16 protein-coding genes are annotated in these 17,225 nt (G+C 71.5%); 5 read left to right on the top strand and 11 right to left on the bottom strand.

What is annotated here, in order from left to right; genetic code table 11:
- Positions 1-5: 5 nt before the first annotated feature.
- The 9 genes from mraY to L8M95_RS16220 form a co-directional block, all read right to left on the bottom strand.
- On the bottom strand, positions 6-1,100 hold the full coding sequence (mraY, locus tag L8M95_RS16260) for a phospho-N-acetylmuramoyl-pentapeptide-transferase (protein ID WP_260487119.1): 1,095 nt from the start codon (positions 1,098-1,100) through the stop codon (positions 6-8).
- A complete protein-coding gene (gene murF / locus L8M95_RS16255) occupies positions 1,100-2,602 on the bottom strand; it encodes a UDP-N-acetylmuramoyl-tripeptide--D-alanyl-D-alanine ligase (protein ID WP_260487118.1) in 1,503 nt (500 codons plus the stop codon). Before murF ends, mraY begins: the two co-directional genes overlap by 1 nt.
- Positions 2,599-4,158 carry a UDP-N-acetylmuramoyl-L-alanyl-D-glutamate--2,6-diaminopimelate ligase gene (locus tag L8M95_RS16250; protein WP_260487117.1) on the bottom strand — a complete coding sequence of 520 codons (1,560 nt, stop codon included), beginning with the start codon at positions 4,156-4,158 and terminating at the stop codon, positions 2,599-2,601. The genes murF and L8M95_RS16250 overlap by 4 nt, the downstream gene beginning before the upstream one ends.
- 75 nt (positions 4,159-4,233) lie before the next feature.
- Entirely contained in the window at positions 4,234-6,132 is a 1,899-nt protein-coding gene (locus tag L8M95_RS16245) for a penicillin-binding protein 2 (RefSeq protein WP_260487116.1), read from the bottom strand.
- 30 nt (positions 6,133-6,162) lie between these two features.
- On the bottom strand, positions 6,163-6,963 hold the full coding sequence (locus L8M95_RS16240; RefSeq protein WP_260487115.1) for a hypothetical protein: 801 nt from the start codon (positions 6,961-6,963) through the stop codon (positions 6,163-6,165).
- Entirely contained in the window at positions 6,960-7,982 is a 1,023-nt protein-coding gene (gene rsmH / locus L8M95_RS16235; RefSeq protein ID WP_260487114.1) for a 16S rRNA (cytosine(1402)-N(4))-methyltransferase RsmH, read from the bottom strand. The genes L8M95_RS16240 and rsmH overlap by 4 nt, the downstream gene beginning before the upstream one ends.
- A gap of 170 nt (positions 7,983-8,152) precedes the next feature.
- Positions 8,153-8,629 (bottom strand): division/cell wall cluster transcriptional repressor MraZ, encoded by a 477-nt coding sequence (mraZ, locus tag L8M95_RS16230; RefSeq protein WP_260487113.1) that lies wholly within the window; start codon positions 8,627-8,629, stop codon positions 8,153-8,155.
- 456 nt (positions 8,630-9,085) lie between these two features.
- Complete coding sequence (locus L8M95_RS16225; RefSeq protein WP_260487112.1) at positions 9,086-9,502, bottom strand: DUF3040 domain-containing protein; 417 nt, start codon at positions 9,500-9,502, stop codon at positions 9,086-9,088.
- Between the two features lie 176 nt (positions 9,503-9,678).
- Positions 9,679-10,083 carry an SAV_6107 family HEPN domain-containing protein gene (locus L8M95_RS16220; RefSeq protein WP_260487111.1) on the bottom strand — a complete coding sequence of 135 codons (405 nt, stop codon included), beginning with the start codon at positions 10,081-10,083 and terminating at the stop codon, positions 9,679-9,681.
- 92 nt (positions 10,084-10,175) lie between these two features.
- Between L8M95_RS16220 and L8M95_RS16215 the strand changes: the two genes are divergently transcribed.
- Genes L8M95_RS16215 through L8M95_RS16205 form a run of 3 tightly spaced genes read left to right on the top strand, consistent with a single transcriptional unit; the run spans position 10,176 to position 13,071 of the window.
- Complete coding sequence (locus L8M95_RS16215) at positions 10,176-10,763, top strand: N-acetyltransferase (RefSeq protein ID WP_260487110.1); 588 nt, start codon at positions 10,176-10,178, stop codon at positions 10,761-10,763.
- Entirely contained in the window at positions 10,760-12,346 is a 1,587-nt protein-coding gene (locus tag L8M95_RS16210; RefSeq protein ID WP_260487109.1) for an NAD(P)/FAD-dependent oxidoreductase, read from the top strand. Before L8M95_RS16215 ends, L8M95_RS16210 begins: the two co-directional genes overlap by 4 nt.
- On the top strand, positions 12,343-13,071 hold the full coding sequence (locus tag L8M95_RS16205) for a DUF3153 domain-containing protein (RefSeq protein ID WP_260487108.1): 729 nt from the start codon (positions 12,343-12,345) through the stop codon (positions 13,069-13,071). The genes L8M95_RS16210 and L8M95_RS16205 overlap by 4 nt, the downstream gene beginning before the upstream one ends.
- 49 nt (positions 13,072-13,120) lie before the next feature.
- Here L8M95_RS16205 and metF read toward each other — a convergent pair whose 3' ends face one another.
- Complete coding sequence (gene metF / locus L8M95_RS16200; RefSeq protein ID WP_260487107.1) at positions 13,121-14,098, bottom strand: methylenetetrahydrofolate reductase [NAD(P)H]; 978 nt, start codon at positions 14,096-14,098, stop codon at positions 13,121-13,123.
- 95 nt (positions 14,099-14,193) lie between these two features.
- On the opposite strand from metF, the gene L8M95_RS16195 reads away from it, so the two are divergent.
- The gene (locus L8M95_RS16195) at positions 14,194-15,273 is read left to right on the top strand and encodes a polyprenyl synthetase family protein (protein ID WP_260487106.1); all 1,080 of its coding nucleotides are present in this window, start codon (positions 14,194-14,196) and stop codon (positions 15,271-15,273) included.
- Positions 15,274-15,276: 3 nt separating this feature from the next.
- The gene (mptB, locus tag L8M95_RS16190) at positions 15,277-16,884 is read left to right on the top strand and encodes a polyprenol phosphomannose-dependent alpha 1,6 mannosyltransferase MptB (RefSeq protein WP_260487105.1); all 1,608 of its coding nucleotides are present in this window, start codon (positions 15,277-15,279) and stop codon (positions 16,882-16,884) included.
- Here the strand turns inward: mptB and L8M95_RS16185 are convergent.
- Entirely contained in the window at positions 16,853-17,218 is a 366-nt protein-coding gene (locus tag L8M95_RS16185; protein WP_260487104.1) for an Rv2175c family DNA-binding protein, read from the bottom strand. The two genes, mptB and L8M95_RS16185, sit on opposite strands and share 32 nt — an antisense overlap.
- Positions 17,219-17,225 lie beyond the last annotated feature (7 nt).

Raw genomic sequence — 17,225 nt, 5'->3', positions numbered from 1 at the left:
CTCGGTCATCCCGTCGAGCTCGCGAGCCAGTCGGCGTAGAACAGGGCGATCGCCAGACCGCAGGAGATCGCGACGAGCAGCCAGAAACGGATGGTCACGGTGGTCTCGGCCCAGCCGCCGTTCTCGAAGTGGTGGTGGATGGGGGTCATGCGGAACGGCCTGCGACCGGTGGTGCGGAACGCGGCCACCTGGATGAGGACGGAGACGAACTCGATGACGAACACCGCGCCCACCACCACCATGAGCAGCTCGGTGCGCGAGACCACGGACACGCCCGCGACGATGCCGCCGAGGAACATCGACCCGGTGTCGCCCATGAAGATCTTGGCCGGGGCGGCGTTCCACCACAGGAAGCCCAGGCACGCGCCGAGCGCGGCCGAACACAGCACCGCGATGTCGAGCGGGTCGCGCACCTGGTAGCAGCCCGACAGGTCGACGCCCTCCGCGGTGGAGAAGCAGGAGTATCGGAACTGCCAGAACGTGAACACCACGTAGGTGCCCATGACCATCGCCATGGACCCGGCGGCCAGGCCGTCGAGCCCGTCCGTGAAGTTGACCGCGTTGGACCAGCCGTAGACGAGGAAGACGATGAAGATCAGGAAGACGACGACGGGGAAGGTCACCGCGACGAAGTCCCGCACGTAGCTCAACGACGTGCTGGCCGGGGTGAGCCCGTCGACGTTGCGGAACTGCAGCACGAGGATGCCGAACGCGAGGGCGGCGAGCACCTGGCCCGCGGTCTTGGACAGGATGCCCAGACCCTTGTTGTGGCGTTTGAAGACCTTGAGGCCGTCATCGATCATCCCGACCACCGCGAGCGCCGTGGCGAGGCCGAGCACGAGCAGCACCGAGGCGGTGAACCCGCCCCCGCCGACGGTGATCTGACCGACGATCCCGGCGACGATGTACCCGAGCCAGACGGCGGCGAGGATCGCCAGGCCGCCCATGTTGGGCGTGCCCCGCTTGCTCATGTGGGACTGCGGCCCCTCGAGCCGGATCTCCTGGCCGTAACCGCGACGGCGGAAGTAGATGATGAGCAGCGGTGTGAGGAAGATGCTCACGACGAAGGCGACGATGCCTGCGATCATGATCTGGGTCATTACTGGTTCTCCTCACCACGCGCCGCGAGCAGGTGCTCCGCGACGCTCCACAAACCGACGGCGGCCGAGGCCTTGACCAGGACGATGTCGCCCGGCTCGACGCGCTCGTCCAGGATCGCCACGGCCTCCTCTGCGGTGGCCACGTGCTCCGCCTCGGAACCCCATGAACCCTCCTGGATCGCGCCCTGGAACATCGCGCGCTGGGGACGGCCCAGGCCCACGACCACCAGCTGGGACACGTCCAACCGGACCAGGAAGCGACCGAGCAGGTCGTGTTCGGTGACCGAGTCCTCGCCGAGTTCGGCCATCTCCCCCAGCACCGCCCAGGTCCGACGGTGGCCACCGCCGGAGCGGGCCATCACGGCGAGAGACTTGAGCGCCGCCCGCATCGAATCGGGGTTGGCGTTGTACGAGTCGTTTATGACGGTGACGCCGTCGGCGGTCGTCCGCACGTCCATCCGGCGGACGGAGGCCGCCTCGGCCGTGCCCAGCGCCGCGGCCACCTGCTCGACCCCCATCCCGCACGCGAGCCCCACCGCGGCCGCCGACAGTGCGTTGCCCACCTGGTGTTCCCCGTGCACACGGAGCGCCACCTCGGCCTCACCCCGCGGGGTGACCAGCCGGAAGGAGGCGCGTACCTCGTCGTCGAGCCGGACCTGTTCCGCGCGGACGTCCGCGGATCCCCCCACTCCGACGGAGACCACCTCGGCGGTGGTGCGCGCGGCCATGGCCGAGACCCGCTCGTCGTCCGCGTTGAGGACGGCGACCCCGCCGTGGGCGGCGTCGGGCAGCGCCTCGACGAGCTCGCCCTTGGTGGCGGCGATCACCTCACGCGAACCGAACTCGCCGAGATGGGCGGTCCCGACGTTCAGCACGACGCCGATGCGCGGTGGCGCGAGCGCCGCGAGCTCACGGATGTTGCCGGGTGCCCGGGCGCTGAGCTCCAGGACGAGGAAATCGGTGTCCTCGTCGGCCCGCAACGCGGTCCAGGGGTGCCCGATCTCGTTGTTGAACGACCCGGGCGGCGCAACGACCGTGCCGGCCGCGGACAACACGGCGCCGATGAGATCCTTGGTGCTGGTCTTGCCGGACGACCCGGTCACCCCCACGACGACGAGACCGTGGTCGGCGACGAGCCGGTCGACGCTCGCGCGGGCCAGGGCGCCGAGCGCGGCGAGCACCGACGCGCCGGAGCCGTCGGTGTCGGCGGCCAGCGCCATCGCATTGGTCTGCTTCCAGTCGACCGGGGGAACGACGATCTGGGGGCCGTCCACCCCGTCCACCTCGTGGGCGACGAGCGCCGCGGCTGCCCCGGCGTCGAGGGCGCGGGCGACGAAGTCGTGACCGTCGACGCGTTCTCCGGGCAGGGCCAGGAACAAGCCTCCCGGCTCTGTCCGGCGGGAGTCGAACTCCACCGATCCGGTGACGGGCGAGGCGGGGTCACCACCGACCAGGCGACCGCCGACGATCCCGGCGATCTCGCCGAGGGTGAGGTCGATCATGGTGCGCTGTCCTCCGTCTCGCCCGTGGGGGCGGCGTATCCGAGTCGTCTGACGAGTTCTTCCGCGGCTCGGGTGCGATCGTCGAACGGGAACACCGTCCCGTTCCTCTCCTGACCGGTCTCGTGGCCCTTGCCGGCGATCACCACCACATCCCCGGTCCGGGCCCAGTCGATCGCGGTGGCGATCGCGGCGCCGCGGTCGCCCACCTCCTCGATCCTGGTGCCCTCGCGGGCGGCCTCCTCGGCGCCCGCGAGGACCGCAGCCCGGATCGCCGCCGGGTCCTCGCTGCGCGGGTTGTCGTCGGTCACCACGACCAGGTCCGCCACCTCGGCGGCGGCGGCGCCCATGAGCGGCCGCTTGCCGGGGTCGCGGTCGCCACCGGCGCCGAGGACGACGGCGACGCGTCCGTCGGTCTGCGCACGGACGGACCGGAGCACCGCCGCGACGGCCCCGGGCTTGTGCGCGTAGTCGACGAGGACCCTGAAGTCCTGCCCCCGCACGACGGGCTCGAGCCTCCCGGGGACCCGGACGTCCGACAGGCCCGCGGCAGCGGACGGAACGTCCCCGCCGAGCGCGTCGACGACAGCCAGCGCCACGAGGGAGTTGGCGACGTTGAACCGGCCGAGCGTTGGCAGTTCCACGTCGACGGTCAGCCCGCGGGGACCGTGCACGGTGAACGTCTGGGTACCGCGTTCGGTGGTCGTGGACTCCCCCGCCGTCCAGTCGGCGTCGGTCCCGGCCTCGGCGGAGACGGTGACCGCGTCCGGGCGCATCCCGACCAGTCGGCGGCCCCATTCGTCGTCGACCACGACCACGGCGCGTTCCGCCGGTCGCACCGCCGACCCCGGGTCCGCCCCGGCGTCGAACAGCCGGCACTTCGCGCGGAAGTAGTCGTCCATGCTCGGATGAAAGTCCAGGTGGTCCTGGGACAGGTTGAGGAAGGCACCGACGACGAAGCGGGTGCCGTCGACCCGCCCGAGCCGCAGCGCGTGGCTGGAGACCTCGGCCGCCACCGCGCGGGCCCCCTCGGCCCGCATCCTGGCCAGGAGGGCCTGGAACTCGGGGGCCTCGGGGGTGGTGAGGCGGCTGGGCAGGGCCCGACCGTCGACGCGACTACCGGTGGTGCCGATGAGGCCGGCCACGTGGCCGCACCCCTTGAGGGCGGCCTCGACGAGGTAGGAGGTCGTGGTCTTGCCGGACGTGCCGGTGATCCCCACGACGTCGAGCGCGGCGGAGGGGTCCCCGGTGACCGCGGCGGACACCTCTCCGAGAACGGACCGGGGGTCGGGGTGCACGAGCACGGGGAGCCGGTCGGCTACGGCGGCCATCAACTCGAGCCCCTCGGGATCGGTGAGCACCGCCCCGGCGCCGGCCTCCACCGCGGTCGCGCCGAACGCGGCCCCGTGGACCCGGGTGCCGGGAAGTGCCGCGAAGAGGATCCCGGGGCCGCAGTCCTGGGCCCGGATCGTCGCGCCGGTGAGCTCCTCGCCGCCCCCGGTCCGATCGCCGAGAAGGGTGGCCCGCACCGCATCTGCCAGCTGTCGCGCTGTCGTCATCGCCTGTCCTCGCCCCGCCTTCCTCGCTCGCTACCCTCCCGTGAACCCGCTACACGCTACCCTGCCGGGCGTCGGTCACTGCGCCTGCAGGACCAGTTCCGGCGCGGGAGCGGACGGCGGGATGTTGTCCCGGTTGACCAGCCACGAGGCGATGTCGTGGAAGAGCGGGGCGGCGGATGCGCCGAGCGTTCCGCGGGACGGGGCGTCGAGCATGATCGCGATCACGTAGCGCGGGTCGTCGGCCGGCAGGATGCCGGCGAAGGTGATCCAGTAGCGCGAGTTGGAGTAGCAGGAGCACCCGGGATCGATCTGCTGCGCGGTGCCGGTCTTGCCGCTGATCTGATAGCCGGCGACCGCGGCCTGGGGGCCGGTGCCCCCGGACTGGACGACGGACCGGAACATGTCCCGCACCGTGCGGGCGGTCTCGGTGCTGATCACCCGCTCGCCCTCGGGACGGTCGGGCTCGGTGCTCTGGCCGTCGGGGCCGACCCGCTCGGCGACGATCCGCGGCGGCACGCGGACACCGTCGTTCGCGATGGTCTGGTAGATGCCCGCCATCTGCAAGGTGGTCATCGACAGACCCTGACCGATCGGGAGGTTGGCGAAGGTGCCGCCCTGCCAGTTCTGCAGGTCGGGCACCAACCCCTCGGATTCACCGGCGAGTTCGATGCCCGAGCGCTGGCCCAGCCCGAACTTCTCCAGGTACTCGGAGAACGACTCCTTACCCACCCGCTGGGCGAGCATGAGCGTGCCGACGTTGGAGGACTTCCCGAAGATCCCGGTGGTGGTGTACGGCGTGGGGCCGTGCTGCCACGCGTCGGAGACCGTGACGCCTTCCATCCGGATGCTGCCGTCCACGGAGTGGATCTCGTTCGGGTCGGTCAGCCCCGCCTCGATCGCGGCGGCGGCGGTGATGATCTTCTGCACCGAGCCCGGTTCGAACGGTGAGGTGATCGCCGGGTTCCCCAGGTCCGCCCCACGCTCGAGCTCGGCGCCGACGCCGACGGCCGGGTTGAACGTGTTGTCGTTGGCCATCGCCCTGACCTCGCCGGTGCGCGCGTCGAGCACGACGGCGGACGCCGTCTCGGCCCCGGAGGTGTCCTTGGCGGACTGGATGGCCTTCTGTACGTGCCACTGGAGGTCGGCGTCGAGGGTGAGCCGGATGGTGTCGCCGTCGCGGGGCTCGGTCACGTTGCGGAGGGTGCCCGGGATCACGGTGTTGTCCTGGGCGCGGTCGAACGTCTGACGTCCGTCCTCCCCGTCGAGCTCGTCGTTGAAGTGGGCCTCGATGCCCTGGAGTCCGATCAGCTTGCCCTGGTCGCTCTTCGTCGTCGCACCCACCACGTTGGCGGCGAGCGCCCCGCCCGGGTACTCGCGGATGTCGACCCGCTCGGCACCGATCATGGGGTACTTGCGGGTGATCGCGTTGGCGAGGGTGACGTCGACGTTGCGGACGAGGTAGGTGAAGCCGCCCTCCGAGGAGAGTTTGGCCTCGATCTCGTCGCGGTCGACGGAGTCACCGATCACGGTCTCGAACTCGTCGGCGATCTCCTCGACCAGCTCGTCCCAGGTCGGCTTGGTGCTGTCGAGTTCCCGACGGGCCTCGGCGTTGCGCTGCTCGACCAGCGGTTGGATCGACAGGTCGCGGGCCTCGCGGGTGAAGGCGATGGGGTCGCCGTTGAGGTCGACGATCGCCCCCCTGGTGGCGGGGAGGACCTCGTGGACCTGCCGTTGGCTCTCGGCTCGGGCCGCGAGCTCGGTCCCCCCGATGGTCTGCACCCAGAACAGCTTGACCAGCGCGATGACCATGATCAGCGCGAACGCCGAGCGCATGAAGGTGAACCGACGTTCGGTCGCCGAGGCGGTGAGGACCCGACCGAATCGGTTCGGAGGCCGGCCGACCCCCGGCGCGGAGCCGCGCGGGGCACCCGTGGGGACCCGGGGTCCCGTTCCCGGGCTGCGTCGTTCGGTCATCTCCAGCGGGCCTTTCGGGGGTTCGGGGGTCTAGAAGGGCTGTCCGGGCACCGGGGCGAGCGTCGCGGTGTCCCCACCGGGCGGTGCCGGCGGCGGGACGGGGTCGGGCGCGGGTTCCGTCCGGACGTCCGCGGCCGGCGGGGCGGGCTCGGCCACAGGGGCCGGAGGGGCGACAGGTGACGGAGGGGCGGCGAGGGGCGGGTAGGGAACGGGAGCGACCCCACGGGGCGTGCGGTCCTGGGGCGCCTGGGCGGGCGGGGCGTCGAACCCGTCCCGGTCGGACGACCTCGACGGCCCGGACGCTACCGGAGCGGGCTGCAGGGGCTTGATCGGCGCGCCGAGCTTGGCCTCGGGCTCGCCGACGATCTCGAGGACCCCGTCCGATCCCCTGGTCAGGATGGGCGCGCTGGCGACGCCCACCATGCCCAGCTTCTCCGCACGCTGCGCCAACACCTCGGCCGAGCGGGCGCGTTCGTTGGATGCCTGAAGTGCCTCCATCCGCTCCACCAGTTCCACGTTGGCATCGCGCGCGTTCTTGAGGTCGTAGGTGTCCTGGGTGGTCTGGGCGGACAGCAGCAGGGTGCCACCCACCCCCGCACCGATGAGGAGGAGCAGGACGACGACGAAGGGAACCCTCGCGGCGAGCTCGGCAGGACTCAGGCGTTCCGCCGGGACGACGACGGTCCGGCGACCTCGCACCGAGCGGGTGACCGGTTTGCGTCGGAGGCCGACCGCCCGTCCCGCAGGGGAGGGCGCGTCGACTCCCGGACTCGTCGCCGGGCGGGTGTCGAGCCCGCCGGCGGCGCCTGGCGTGTCGATCGTGCTCGTCATGGGGTTCTCCCGTCGATACGCCGGACACATCGCACCCGCACCGAGGCCGAGCGCGGGTTGTGGTCGATCTCCTCCTGTGACGCCTTCTCCGCTCCCCTGGTGACCGCCTCGAACTCGGGGCCGTGGCCGGGGAGCTCCACCGGCAGGCCCGCCGGCGTTCGCGATGCGGTCCGCGTGGCCAGTTCGCGCTTGACGATCTTGTCCTCGAGGGAGTGGTAGGACATGAAGACCGCCCTGCCGCCGAGGCGGAGCAGGTCGAGGTATCCGGGTACCGCGTTCTCGACGGCCTCCAGCTCGGCGTTGACCTCGATCCGCAGTGCCTGGAAAACGCGTTTGCCCGGGTGCCCCCCGGTTCGGCGGGCCCCCTGCGGGATCGTGTCGTAGAGCAGTTCGACGAGCTGGGAGCTGGTGACGACGGGATCGGTGTCCCTGCGGCGGACGATCGCGGCGGCGATCTGGCGGGCGAAACGCTCTTCGCCGTACACCCGGAGGACGCGGGCGAGGTCGTCCCGCGGGTACTCGGCCAGGATGTCGGCCGCGGTCGGGCCCGTGGTGGGGTCCATCCTCATGTCCAGCGGGGAGTCCACGGAGTACGCGAAACCGCGTTCGGCGACGTCGAGCTGCATGGAGGAGACACCGAAGTCGAGCAGGATCCCGTCGATCGCGGGACCCGCCCCGTCCCGGGACTCGTTGGGCAGCGCGGCCACGACGCGGTCGAAGTCGTCGAAGCGGGCGTGCACCGGCGTGAAGCGGTCCCGGTAGGCGGTGAGGCGACGGGTCGCCATCTCGAGAGCCTCGGGGTCGCGGTCGACGCCCAGGATGCGCAGCTGTCCGAACTCGGCCAACAGATGGGAGGAATGCCCACCTAGTCCGAGGGTGCCGTCCACGATGACCGGGGCCCGGCCCTCCTGCGCGGCGGCCTCGACGACGGGCCGGAAGAGTTCGATGGTGCGCTCGAGGAAGACGGGGATGTGCCCGGCGCGCGTGGAGTCGCGGTCTGCATCGGCTTCTCCTGCCATCTCGCCTCCTCGCCTTCGGAAGTCGTCGGCCCGCCGGTTGTGGTGGAGCCCCCTGGTCCCCGTCCGGTACCCACCTGGCGTTGGGGAAGTACGTCAGGGTGGTGCCGGGCAGGGGCCGGGGGGCTCCGTCCGTCGTGCTCTCGCTTGCGTCTCGTCTGTCTCTCCCCGGATCAGAACTCGATCCCGAGAGAGGTGCCCTCCATCTCGGAGAACACGGGTAGGTTCTCCGCGCTGTAGCGGTCCCACGCCTCGGCGTCCCAGACCTCGAGGCGTTCCCCGAGGCCGTTGACGACGCAGTCCTTGTCCAGACCCGCGTAGTTCCGCTGACTCGCCGGGATGGAGATCCGTCCCTGCGAATCCAGTTGTTGGACCTCCGCGCCGCTCACCAGGAGCCGGAAGAACGCCATGTGCCTCTCGCTGAGGTTGGCGGTCGGCCGGACCTTTCTGACCAGCGCGTCGAACTCGTCTTCAGGGAAGACCGACAGTGTGTTGGTGAACCACCCACACACCACCACCCCGTCTGCCAGACCTGGCCTGAATCTGGCGGGGATCGTCAGCCGCCCCTTGTCGTCCAGCTTGGGACGGTGTGTCCCGTACCCGACGAAGGCTCGTTCACGTCCGGAGTCGACGAGATCGGTGTCGGTCACCCGCCACCTCCTGGGGTCCAGGCCCATCGAGCTCCTTGCGTGCCCCACTCTACCCCACAACGCCCCACAAACAAGGCCTGCGCCCCACTTCTCCCCACACTCTCGTATCCCTGCAGTTCAACGCGATTGTCGGCCGGGGCGCCGCAGTCCGAACGCCAGCGGCGAGGGCGGAACCCCGTCCGATCTAGCCGCCCCACTGGGGCCTGTGTGACTCAAATGAATGAACGAGGCGTGAGAGGTGAGTCCGGTGGGGAGATGTGGGGCCACGGGGTGGAGCGTGGTGGGGAGGAGTGTGGTGGGGAGGAGGACGAGCCAGAGGCCACCTCGGCGGTCGGCCCGGCCGCGGCGGGTGCCGGCTCGGCGGCGGGTTGCGGTGGTGTCGGTCGACCGACAAATGGGAGAAGGGGTGAGCGCGTGTGCGCTCACCCCTTCTCCGGAGGTCGTGGGACCGGTCGGCTACGGCTCCTGGTCGAAACGCCGACGGAAACGGTCTTCCATCCGTGACGAGTAGTTCCGGCCGTCTGCGGGCTTGGCCGACGCACGCCCGGCGCCGGGGACCCGTGAGCCACCGGGACCCTTGGGCCCGACTGCGCCCTTCGACGGCGTGGACCGCAGGGCGAGCACCCCCGCCGCGAACATGAGGAGGAACCCGACGAGACTCAACACAGGGAAGCCGCCGGGCTTGAAGTCGAGTGCGAGGCCGCCGACCAGAAGCGCCACCCCGAGGATCGCGAGCGCGACCACCAGGCCCGCGGGACGACGAGCACCGGTCGCGCCGGTCTTTCGGACAGACGACGCGAACTTGGGGTCGTCGGCGTAGAGCGCGCTCTCGATTTCCTTGAGCATGCGCTGCTCGTGCTCGGACAGGGGCACTTCGACCTCCTTCAGATGCTCGTGATGACGAGCGCGGCCGGCTCGGTCGGTTCGCACCAACCGTGGATGGGGATCAGCCGGTCAGGGTTCCCACCATCATACGAGGGCGACGCTGCCGGGACCACCGGGATTCCCCTCGGAGGGCTGAGGAAACACGCGCTTCGCGGCCGAGTCTCTCAGGCTGCGGGTCCCAGGACCCCCAGCCGCTCGTCCACCAGGTCGAGAAACCTGCCCACCGCCCACAGGAAATCGTCCGCCATGCGATCGGAGACCGTTCGTGGGAGCCCGTCCTCGACCGCCGCCGCCAGCGCGGAGTACCCGCCGAACGCGGTCGCCCACCGCCCCATCTCCGGCACCTCGGCCGCGAGCCGGTGCCACACGTCCGCGGGCCCACGGCGCCGCGGCCCCGGCGTCAGGAGGGCGCCCGCGGCGTACCGGGCGGAACGGTAGGCCTCGAGGAACCGCTCCGAGGGAACAGCGGCGGCGATCGCACGCCCCCTGTGGAGCTCGGCACGACCTGCCCGTCCGAGGGTCCCCACGGCTCCCCCGGTCGCCACCCGCATCCTGTTCCTGGTGTCCATCTCCACCGCACCTCCCCTTCTGCGCGCACGGTATCGCCGGGGTACGACACAACCGGACGTCCCGGATGCCCGCCCGTGATGAAATGGGGTGGATGGACACCGTGATCACCCGGCTCGACGCCGCCGACTTCCGAGACCGACTCCCCGAGGCTCTGGGTGTCTACGTCGACGCCATGGGCTACCCCCCGCAGGTGATCCGCTCCCGGGCCGCGGCCTGGATGGAGCACAGCTACCGGGACGGGTGGTCCGGGGTGGCCGCGTTCGAGGCGCCTCGCAGGCGCCTGCTCGGACAGTCGCGGGGTCGACTCGTCGCCATCTGCTACGGCTATCACGGCGCTCCCGGGCAGTGGTGGTACGACCAGGTCTCCCGGGGACTGCGGAACCGTGACCGTGAACTCCCGCCCGACTATGTGGAACTGACGGAGTTGCACGTGTCGCCCGCCCTCCAGGGACGCGGTATCGGCGCGACCCTCCTCCGCACCTTCCTGGCCGATCGACCGGAGGGCACGGTACTGCTGTCGACCCCGGAGGTCGAGGGCGAGGACAACGGCGCCTGGCGCCTGTACCGGTCGCTGGGGTTCACCGACGTCCTGCGGTCGTACCGGTTCCAGGGCGACGCCAGACCCTTCGCCGTCCTGTCCCGTCCCCTACCCCTCACCGATAGAGGAGAGCGCGCGTGAACCCTCGGCACGATGTGGTCGTGATCGGCTCCGGCCACAACGGGCTGGTCTGCGCCGCCTACCTCGCGCGTTCCGGGCTGGACGTGCACGTGGTCGAGAGGGACACGGTGATCGGCGGAGCGACGTCGACGGTCGAGCGGTACCCGGGGCACCGCACCGACCGGGGGTCCTCGGCACACCTGATGATCCGGCACACCGGCATCCCCGAGGAACTCGAACTGGAGACCCACGGGCTGCGCTACGTCGACTGCGACCCGTGGGGGTTCGCACCCGCCCCACCGGGATCGGACTCACCGCCGATCGTCTTCCATCGTGATCTCGACGCCACGTGCTCCAGCATCGCCGAGGCCTGTGGTGACGCCGATGCTCTCGCCTACCGCGGGTTCGTCCGCCGGTGGGATGTGCTGGCGGGACGGATGATGAAGGGGTTCGCGGTCCGTCCCACCGCCCCCGGCCTCGGTTCGGCGTTCCTCGGGGCTGACGACCTGCGAGATCCGTTCGGCGCCGTCCAGACCTTCCTGTCCTCCGGAGACGCGCTCCTGGACTCGATGTTCAGCTCCGAGCGGCTCAAGGCCGCACTCTCGTGGTTCGGAGCGCAGTCGGGACCGCCGATGTCCCACCCGGCCACCGCCCCCATGATCGGATTCGCCGCCCTGATGCACCGGACCCCGCCGGGGCGCGCGATCGGCGGGTCGGGCGCGCTCGCCGAGGCCCTGACATCCGCCGTCCGGGCACACGGGGGGTCGGTCACCGCCGGCGCCGGGGCCACGTCGATCCGCCGCTCCGGTTCGGGATGGCGCGTGGACACCGAGGGTGGGCGTTCCCTGTACTGCTCTGCCGTGGTCGCCGCCTGCCACGTCCACACCACCCTGGACCTCCTCGCAGGCGAACTCCCGGCCGCGACCCTGGACGGGTGGAAGCGGCGGATCCGACCCGGTTTCGGACTGGGGATGGCCGTCCGGCTCGGGACCACTGCACTGCCCACATACCCGGGAGTGCCCACGAGTACCAGCGCCCACGGCCTGCAGCTGCTCGTCACCGACAGACGGGACCTCGACCGCCGCTACGGGATCGCCGCGGCAGGGGGCGTCGACGCCGACCCCGCCGTCCTGGCGATGAGCTTCAGCTCGCTCGACCCCTCCCTCGCCCCGGAGGGGCGCCACGAACTGACCCTGTGGTCACAGTGGCACCCCCGCCATCTGGCCGACGGCCGGACGTGGTCCGACGAGGGCGATACGGAGGCGGACCGGATCATCGAGGTCGCGGACCGCTTCGCCCCGGGGCTCGCCGCGTCGATCGTCCACCGACACGTCCAGACCCCGGAGGACCTGGAGACGGAACTGGGGCTGATCGGCGGGAACGTCATGCACGTGGAGATGTCGCTGGACCAGATGTTGCCGATGCGTCCGCACCCCGATCTGCGCGGCCACGCGGTACCGGGTGCCGACGGCGTGTACCTGGCGGGGGCCTCGACCCACCCCGGAGGCGGGGTGATCGGGACCAGCGGCAGGACGGTGGCACGGCTCGTGACCCGCCGACTCGGCAGGTCGGCGCGTCGGCGACGGGGACCCCGGGCACAATGACGGCCGTGACCTCGCCCCACCCGTCAACGAACGCCCCCGTGAGCAGTGGCCGCTCCCGACTGCCCCGGCGGCTGGCGGGTCTCACGGCCCTGGCCGCCCTCCTGGTGCTCCTGACCGGGTGCCTCCAGCTCAACGCCCAGATGAGCGTCCGCAAGGACGACACGGTCTCCGGACGGATCCTGGTTGCCGGCGATCAGCCCGCGCAGGCGGCTGCGCTCGACCGGATCACCACCCCGTCCGGACTCGAACAGAAGGTCCGCATCACGCCCTACTCGGCAGACGGTTTCACCGGCCGCGAGATCTACTTCACGCAGCTGACGTTCGCTGAGGTCGACGCACTCACCCTGGCGATCGACATCGAAGGCGCACGGCCGTACACCCTGGGCTTCCGACGCAGCGGCGACACGGTGTCGTTCAGCGGATCGGTCGACCTGTCCGTGTTGCCCGCCGACCGGGCCGACTCGGCGAGCACCCGCGTCGACCTGACCTTCCCCAACCGCATCAGTGAGACGAACGGCACCATCGGGGCCGGGAACTCCGTCAGCTGGTCCCCCGCCCCGGGTTCCATCACCCGGATGCAGGCCTCGTCGTCATACCCGGACCCGGCAGCACGCGGCTTCGCCGTGTGGATGATCGTCGGCATCGGCGCCGCGCTGCTGGTGTCCATCGGGACGATCCTGGCCGCACGGACGTCCAGGGCCCGCGCCGACCGCCTGCTTCGCTGACCGACCGAACTGCGCGGTACCCACCCGGGCCGGGACCGCCCGGCACGGATCAGATCCGGCCGGCCGCCACCCCGGACGCGGGAACCATCGACAGGTTCGAGAGGACCTCGTGGGTGGCCTTAGAGAAGTTCAGCGTGTTGAAGTGCAGGCACGGCGCACCTTCGGCGATCAGCCGCTCGCACATGCGGGTGGTGAGTTCGATCCCCACCTCGCGGACCGCCGCCCGGTTCTCCTCGGGCCCGTCCCCCGCCGCGGTCTGGAGTCGCTCGGACAGGTCGTCGGGAAGCGCGCAGCCCGAGAGCTCGACCATCCGCGTGACCTGGCGCAGGCTCGTGACCGGCATGAGTCCGGGAATGATGGGTTTGGCGCCCTGCTCCTGATCGGCTCTGACGGCGCGGTCCCGCAGGCGCAGGTAGTGCTCCACGTCCCAGAACATCTGGGTGATCGAGTACTCCGCACCGGCCCGGAGTTTGTTGACGAGGATCTCGGAGTCGTGCTCGAGATCGCGCGCCCGGTAGTGCCCCTCCGGAAAGGACGCCACCCCCACGTGGAAGTCGCCCACCTCGTGGATCAACCGGACGAGTTCCTCGGCGTAGTGCAGGCCCTCGGGGTGTGCCGTCCACTCCCCCAGCGGGTCGCCGGGCGGGTCGCCGCGCAGGGCGAGGATGTTGGACACCCCCACCTCGCCGTACATGCGGATCATGTCGCTCAGTTCGGCGACCGTGTGGTCGACCGCCGTCAGGTGCGCGATGGGCAGCAGGTTCGTCTCTCGCACCAGCCGCTCGACGACCCGGACCGTGCGGTCCCGCGTGGATCCACCGGCCCCGTAGGTGACCGAGACGAACGCCGCACCGAGGTCGGAGAACACGGTGGCGGCGCGCCAGAGGCGGTCTTCGGCGGCCTCGTCACGAGGCGGGTAGAACTCGACGGAGAACGGAACCCTCGGGGTGGTCGACGTCGCGATCCGCTCCACGATGCTCGGGTGCCGGCCGCCGTCCGTCGGGGCGGAGTCGGGTAGCTGGGTCACCCGACCAGGGTAGCCCGACGCGCGTCCGGTCCGGCCGCCGCCCGACGACTAGGATCGTCGGCGACGAGGGCGGCCGGACCGGGCGCCCGGAAGGGATGGTGCCCGTGGTCACGGCGACTCGCCCGGACGACGGAGAACGCGTCCTCGACGCGCTCCGCCGACACATCGAGGGACGGCGTGTGGTCGTGGCGGGGGTCGACGAACGGGTCGATCGCCTGGCCGGCCTTCTCTCCGACTTCGTGCTCGACGGCGGCAAACGCATGCGGCCCCGGTTCGCCCTGGCCGGTTGGGCGGCGGCGAGCGAGACCGACGAGCCCGCCCCGGACGAGGTCGTGGCCGCCTGCGCCGCCCTCGAGTTGATCCAGGCGTGCGCCCTCGTCCACGACGACATCGTGGACGCCTCCGACACCCGACGCGGCCGCCCCACCGTCCACCGCACGATCGAGGCCGCGCACCGTGACGAGAGGTGGGACGGTGAATCGGCACGGTACGGCGTCTCCCAGGCCATCCTCGTGGGTGACCTCGCACTGACGTGGGCTGATGAGATGTTCGTGTCCTCCGGCGTCGCACCCGAGGCCCTGGCCCGCGCGCTGGGCCCCTGGTACGCGATGAAGACCGAGGTCCTGTCCGGCCAGATGCTCGACATCCTCGCCGAGGCCTCCGGCGCCACCGACGAACTCACCCCGGCCCGCGTGAACCGCTACAAGACCGCCGCCTACACGGTCGAGCGGCCGCTGCACATCGGCGCCGAGCTGGCCGGTGCCGGGACGGACACCGTCTCCGCCCTGCGGGAGTTCGGGGTGGCCGTGGGGCAGGCGTTCCAACTGCGCGACGACATGCTGGGGGTGTTCGGCGACCCGGAGGTGACCGGCAAGCCCTCCGGGGACGACCTGCGCGAGGGCAAGCGCACCCTGCTTCTCGCCCGCGCGACCGCCCTCGCCCCCCGTCGGGACGCGGACTTCCTCCTCGGCGTGCTCGGGACGGAACTCGACGCGGCCACTCTCGACCGCGCCCGTGGCGTCCTCGTGGACTCCGGCGCCGTGGCCTCGGTGGAGGCCGAGATCGGCGAGTTGACCACCCGGGCCCTGGACGCCATCGCCTCCGACGCGGTCAGCGACCACGGGCGGGACACGCTGCGGGCACTCGCGGAGGCCGCGACCCGCCGGCGGGCCTGATCCGTGCCCGGAGCGACTGAACCCCGGCCGGAGGCGGTCACCTCGCCGTCGTCATCCTCGCCGTCGTCATCCTCGCCGTCGACATCTCCCGCGTCATCCCCGTCGTCGCCGGGACGGATCCGAGCGGCGAGCACCGTCACCGCGGCCTCGGCCCGGGCCGCCCTGACCGGCCCCTCCGGACCCGCCCTGTGGCGCGGCGTCCTCGGGTCGGTCCTGCTCACGCTCTCCGGCTTCGGGGCGGGCGCCCTGCCCGTGGACGGTGGTGTGGCGGTCGCGGTGGGCCTGCCCGGCTTCACATTCGGGCACGGCGAGATCCTCGCCCTCATCCTGTGCTGGGCCGGCGTCGCACTCCTGGTCACCTCGTGGCTCGCGCTCGGCCCCCGCGCGGTCTCGGGCCGGCTCCACACCCGCGACGCCGTCTGGGCGACCACCCTGTGGTCGGCACCGATGCTGCCCGCGGTCCCCCTGTTCAGTCGCGATGCGTGGTCCTACCTGGCACAGGGCGCCATGAGCGCCGCAGGAGCCGACCCGTACCACCACGGCCCGGAGGTCAACCCCGGTCCGTTCACCGACGAGGTCAGCCCGGACTGGCAGTCCACCGCCACCCCCTACGGCCCGTTACACCTCCTGCTCATGCGTGTCATCGTGGCCCTGTCCGGCGGGCACCCGGCGGTGGGGATCATCATCCTCAGGGTGGTGGTGCTCGTCGCGCTGGCCGCGCTCGTCGCCCTCGTCGTCGCCCTGTCCCGCCGCGCCGGGGTGGACGCGGCGGCGGCGGTGTGGATGGCCGGCGCCTCGCCCCTGACCGTCATCCACCTCGCGGGCGGGCTGCACAACGAGATCTTCCCGCTGGTCGCGTGTGTCGGCGCCGTCGTTCTCACCCTGGACCGGCGCTACGCGTGGGCCGGCGCGGCGATCGGGATCGCCGTGGCGTTCAAGGCCACCGCAGTGATCGTCGCGCCGTTCCTGTTCTGGATCGCACTGGACCGACGGCGGACCTCCCGCGGGGCGAGGCGCCCACTGACCGGGGCTGTCGTCGACACGGGCGTCGCGGCGGGCACCGCCGTCGTCGCGTTCGTCCTGGCGACCCTCGTCGCGGGCACCGGCTTCGGCTGGGTGGACGCGATCTCCGTCTCCGACCGGGTCATCAACTACCTCAGCGCGCCCACCGCGGTGGCGCACGTCGTCCACGCCGCGTTCGACACCCCCGGTTTCGAGGACGTCCTGGCCGTCACGCGCCGCGTCGGACGGGTCGTCCTGGGCGCGACACTGGTGCTGGTGTGGTGGCTCCACCGGCGCGATACCCGGTCGACGCTGCGCGGCGTCATGGTGGCGCTGCTCGCCTTCGTCGTCCTCAACTCGCTGGCCTGGCCCTGGTACCACGTATGGGTCGCGGCGTTCTGGGTGGCCGCCCGACCCGGCCGGCGCGCGACCACGGTCGCCGTGGCGGTGACCGTCTTCCTCGTGATGGCGATCGGCCCCAACGGGTCGACCAGCCTCTACAGTCCCGGACTCGTCGCGGCGGCCGTCGCGGCGGCCCTCGCCGCAGTCGGATGGTGGTGGCGGGCGACCGCCGGGATCAGAACGCCATCGCCTGGGCGCGACGCATGACCTCGCGCGCGCCGTGACCGTGCAGAGCGTCGGCCGGCCGGCCGGGTAGGGACTCGTCCTCCTCGAACAGCCAGCGCAGGATCTCCTCGTCCCGGTAGCCGCCATCCCGCAGGACCGCGACCAGCCCGGGCAGGAAACGCACGACTTCGTCGTCGTCGAGGAACAGTGCCGGCACCATCACGATGCCCGCCCGCCGGACGGCGAGCAGGGTCCCGTCGCGCAGCAGATCGTGCACGCGGGTCACGGGGATGCCCAGACGTTCGGACACCTCGGGCAGGTTGATGGTCTCAACGTCGGCGGGAAGGACGTCGTCGGCGTGCGGAACGGTACTCACCCCTCCC

The organism is Dietzia sp. B32, assembly GCF_024732245.1.
In the GTDB taxonomy this organism is placed as follows: Bacteria; Actinomycetota; Actinomycetes; order Mycobacteriales; family Mycobacteriaceae; genus Dietzia.
This window is presented reverse-complemented; position numbering and strand designations above follow the sequence as displayed.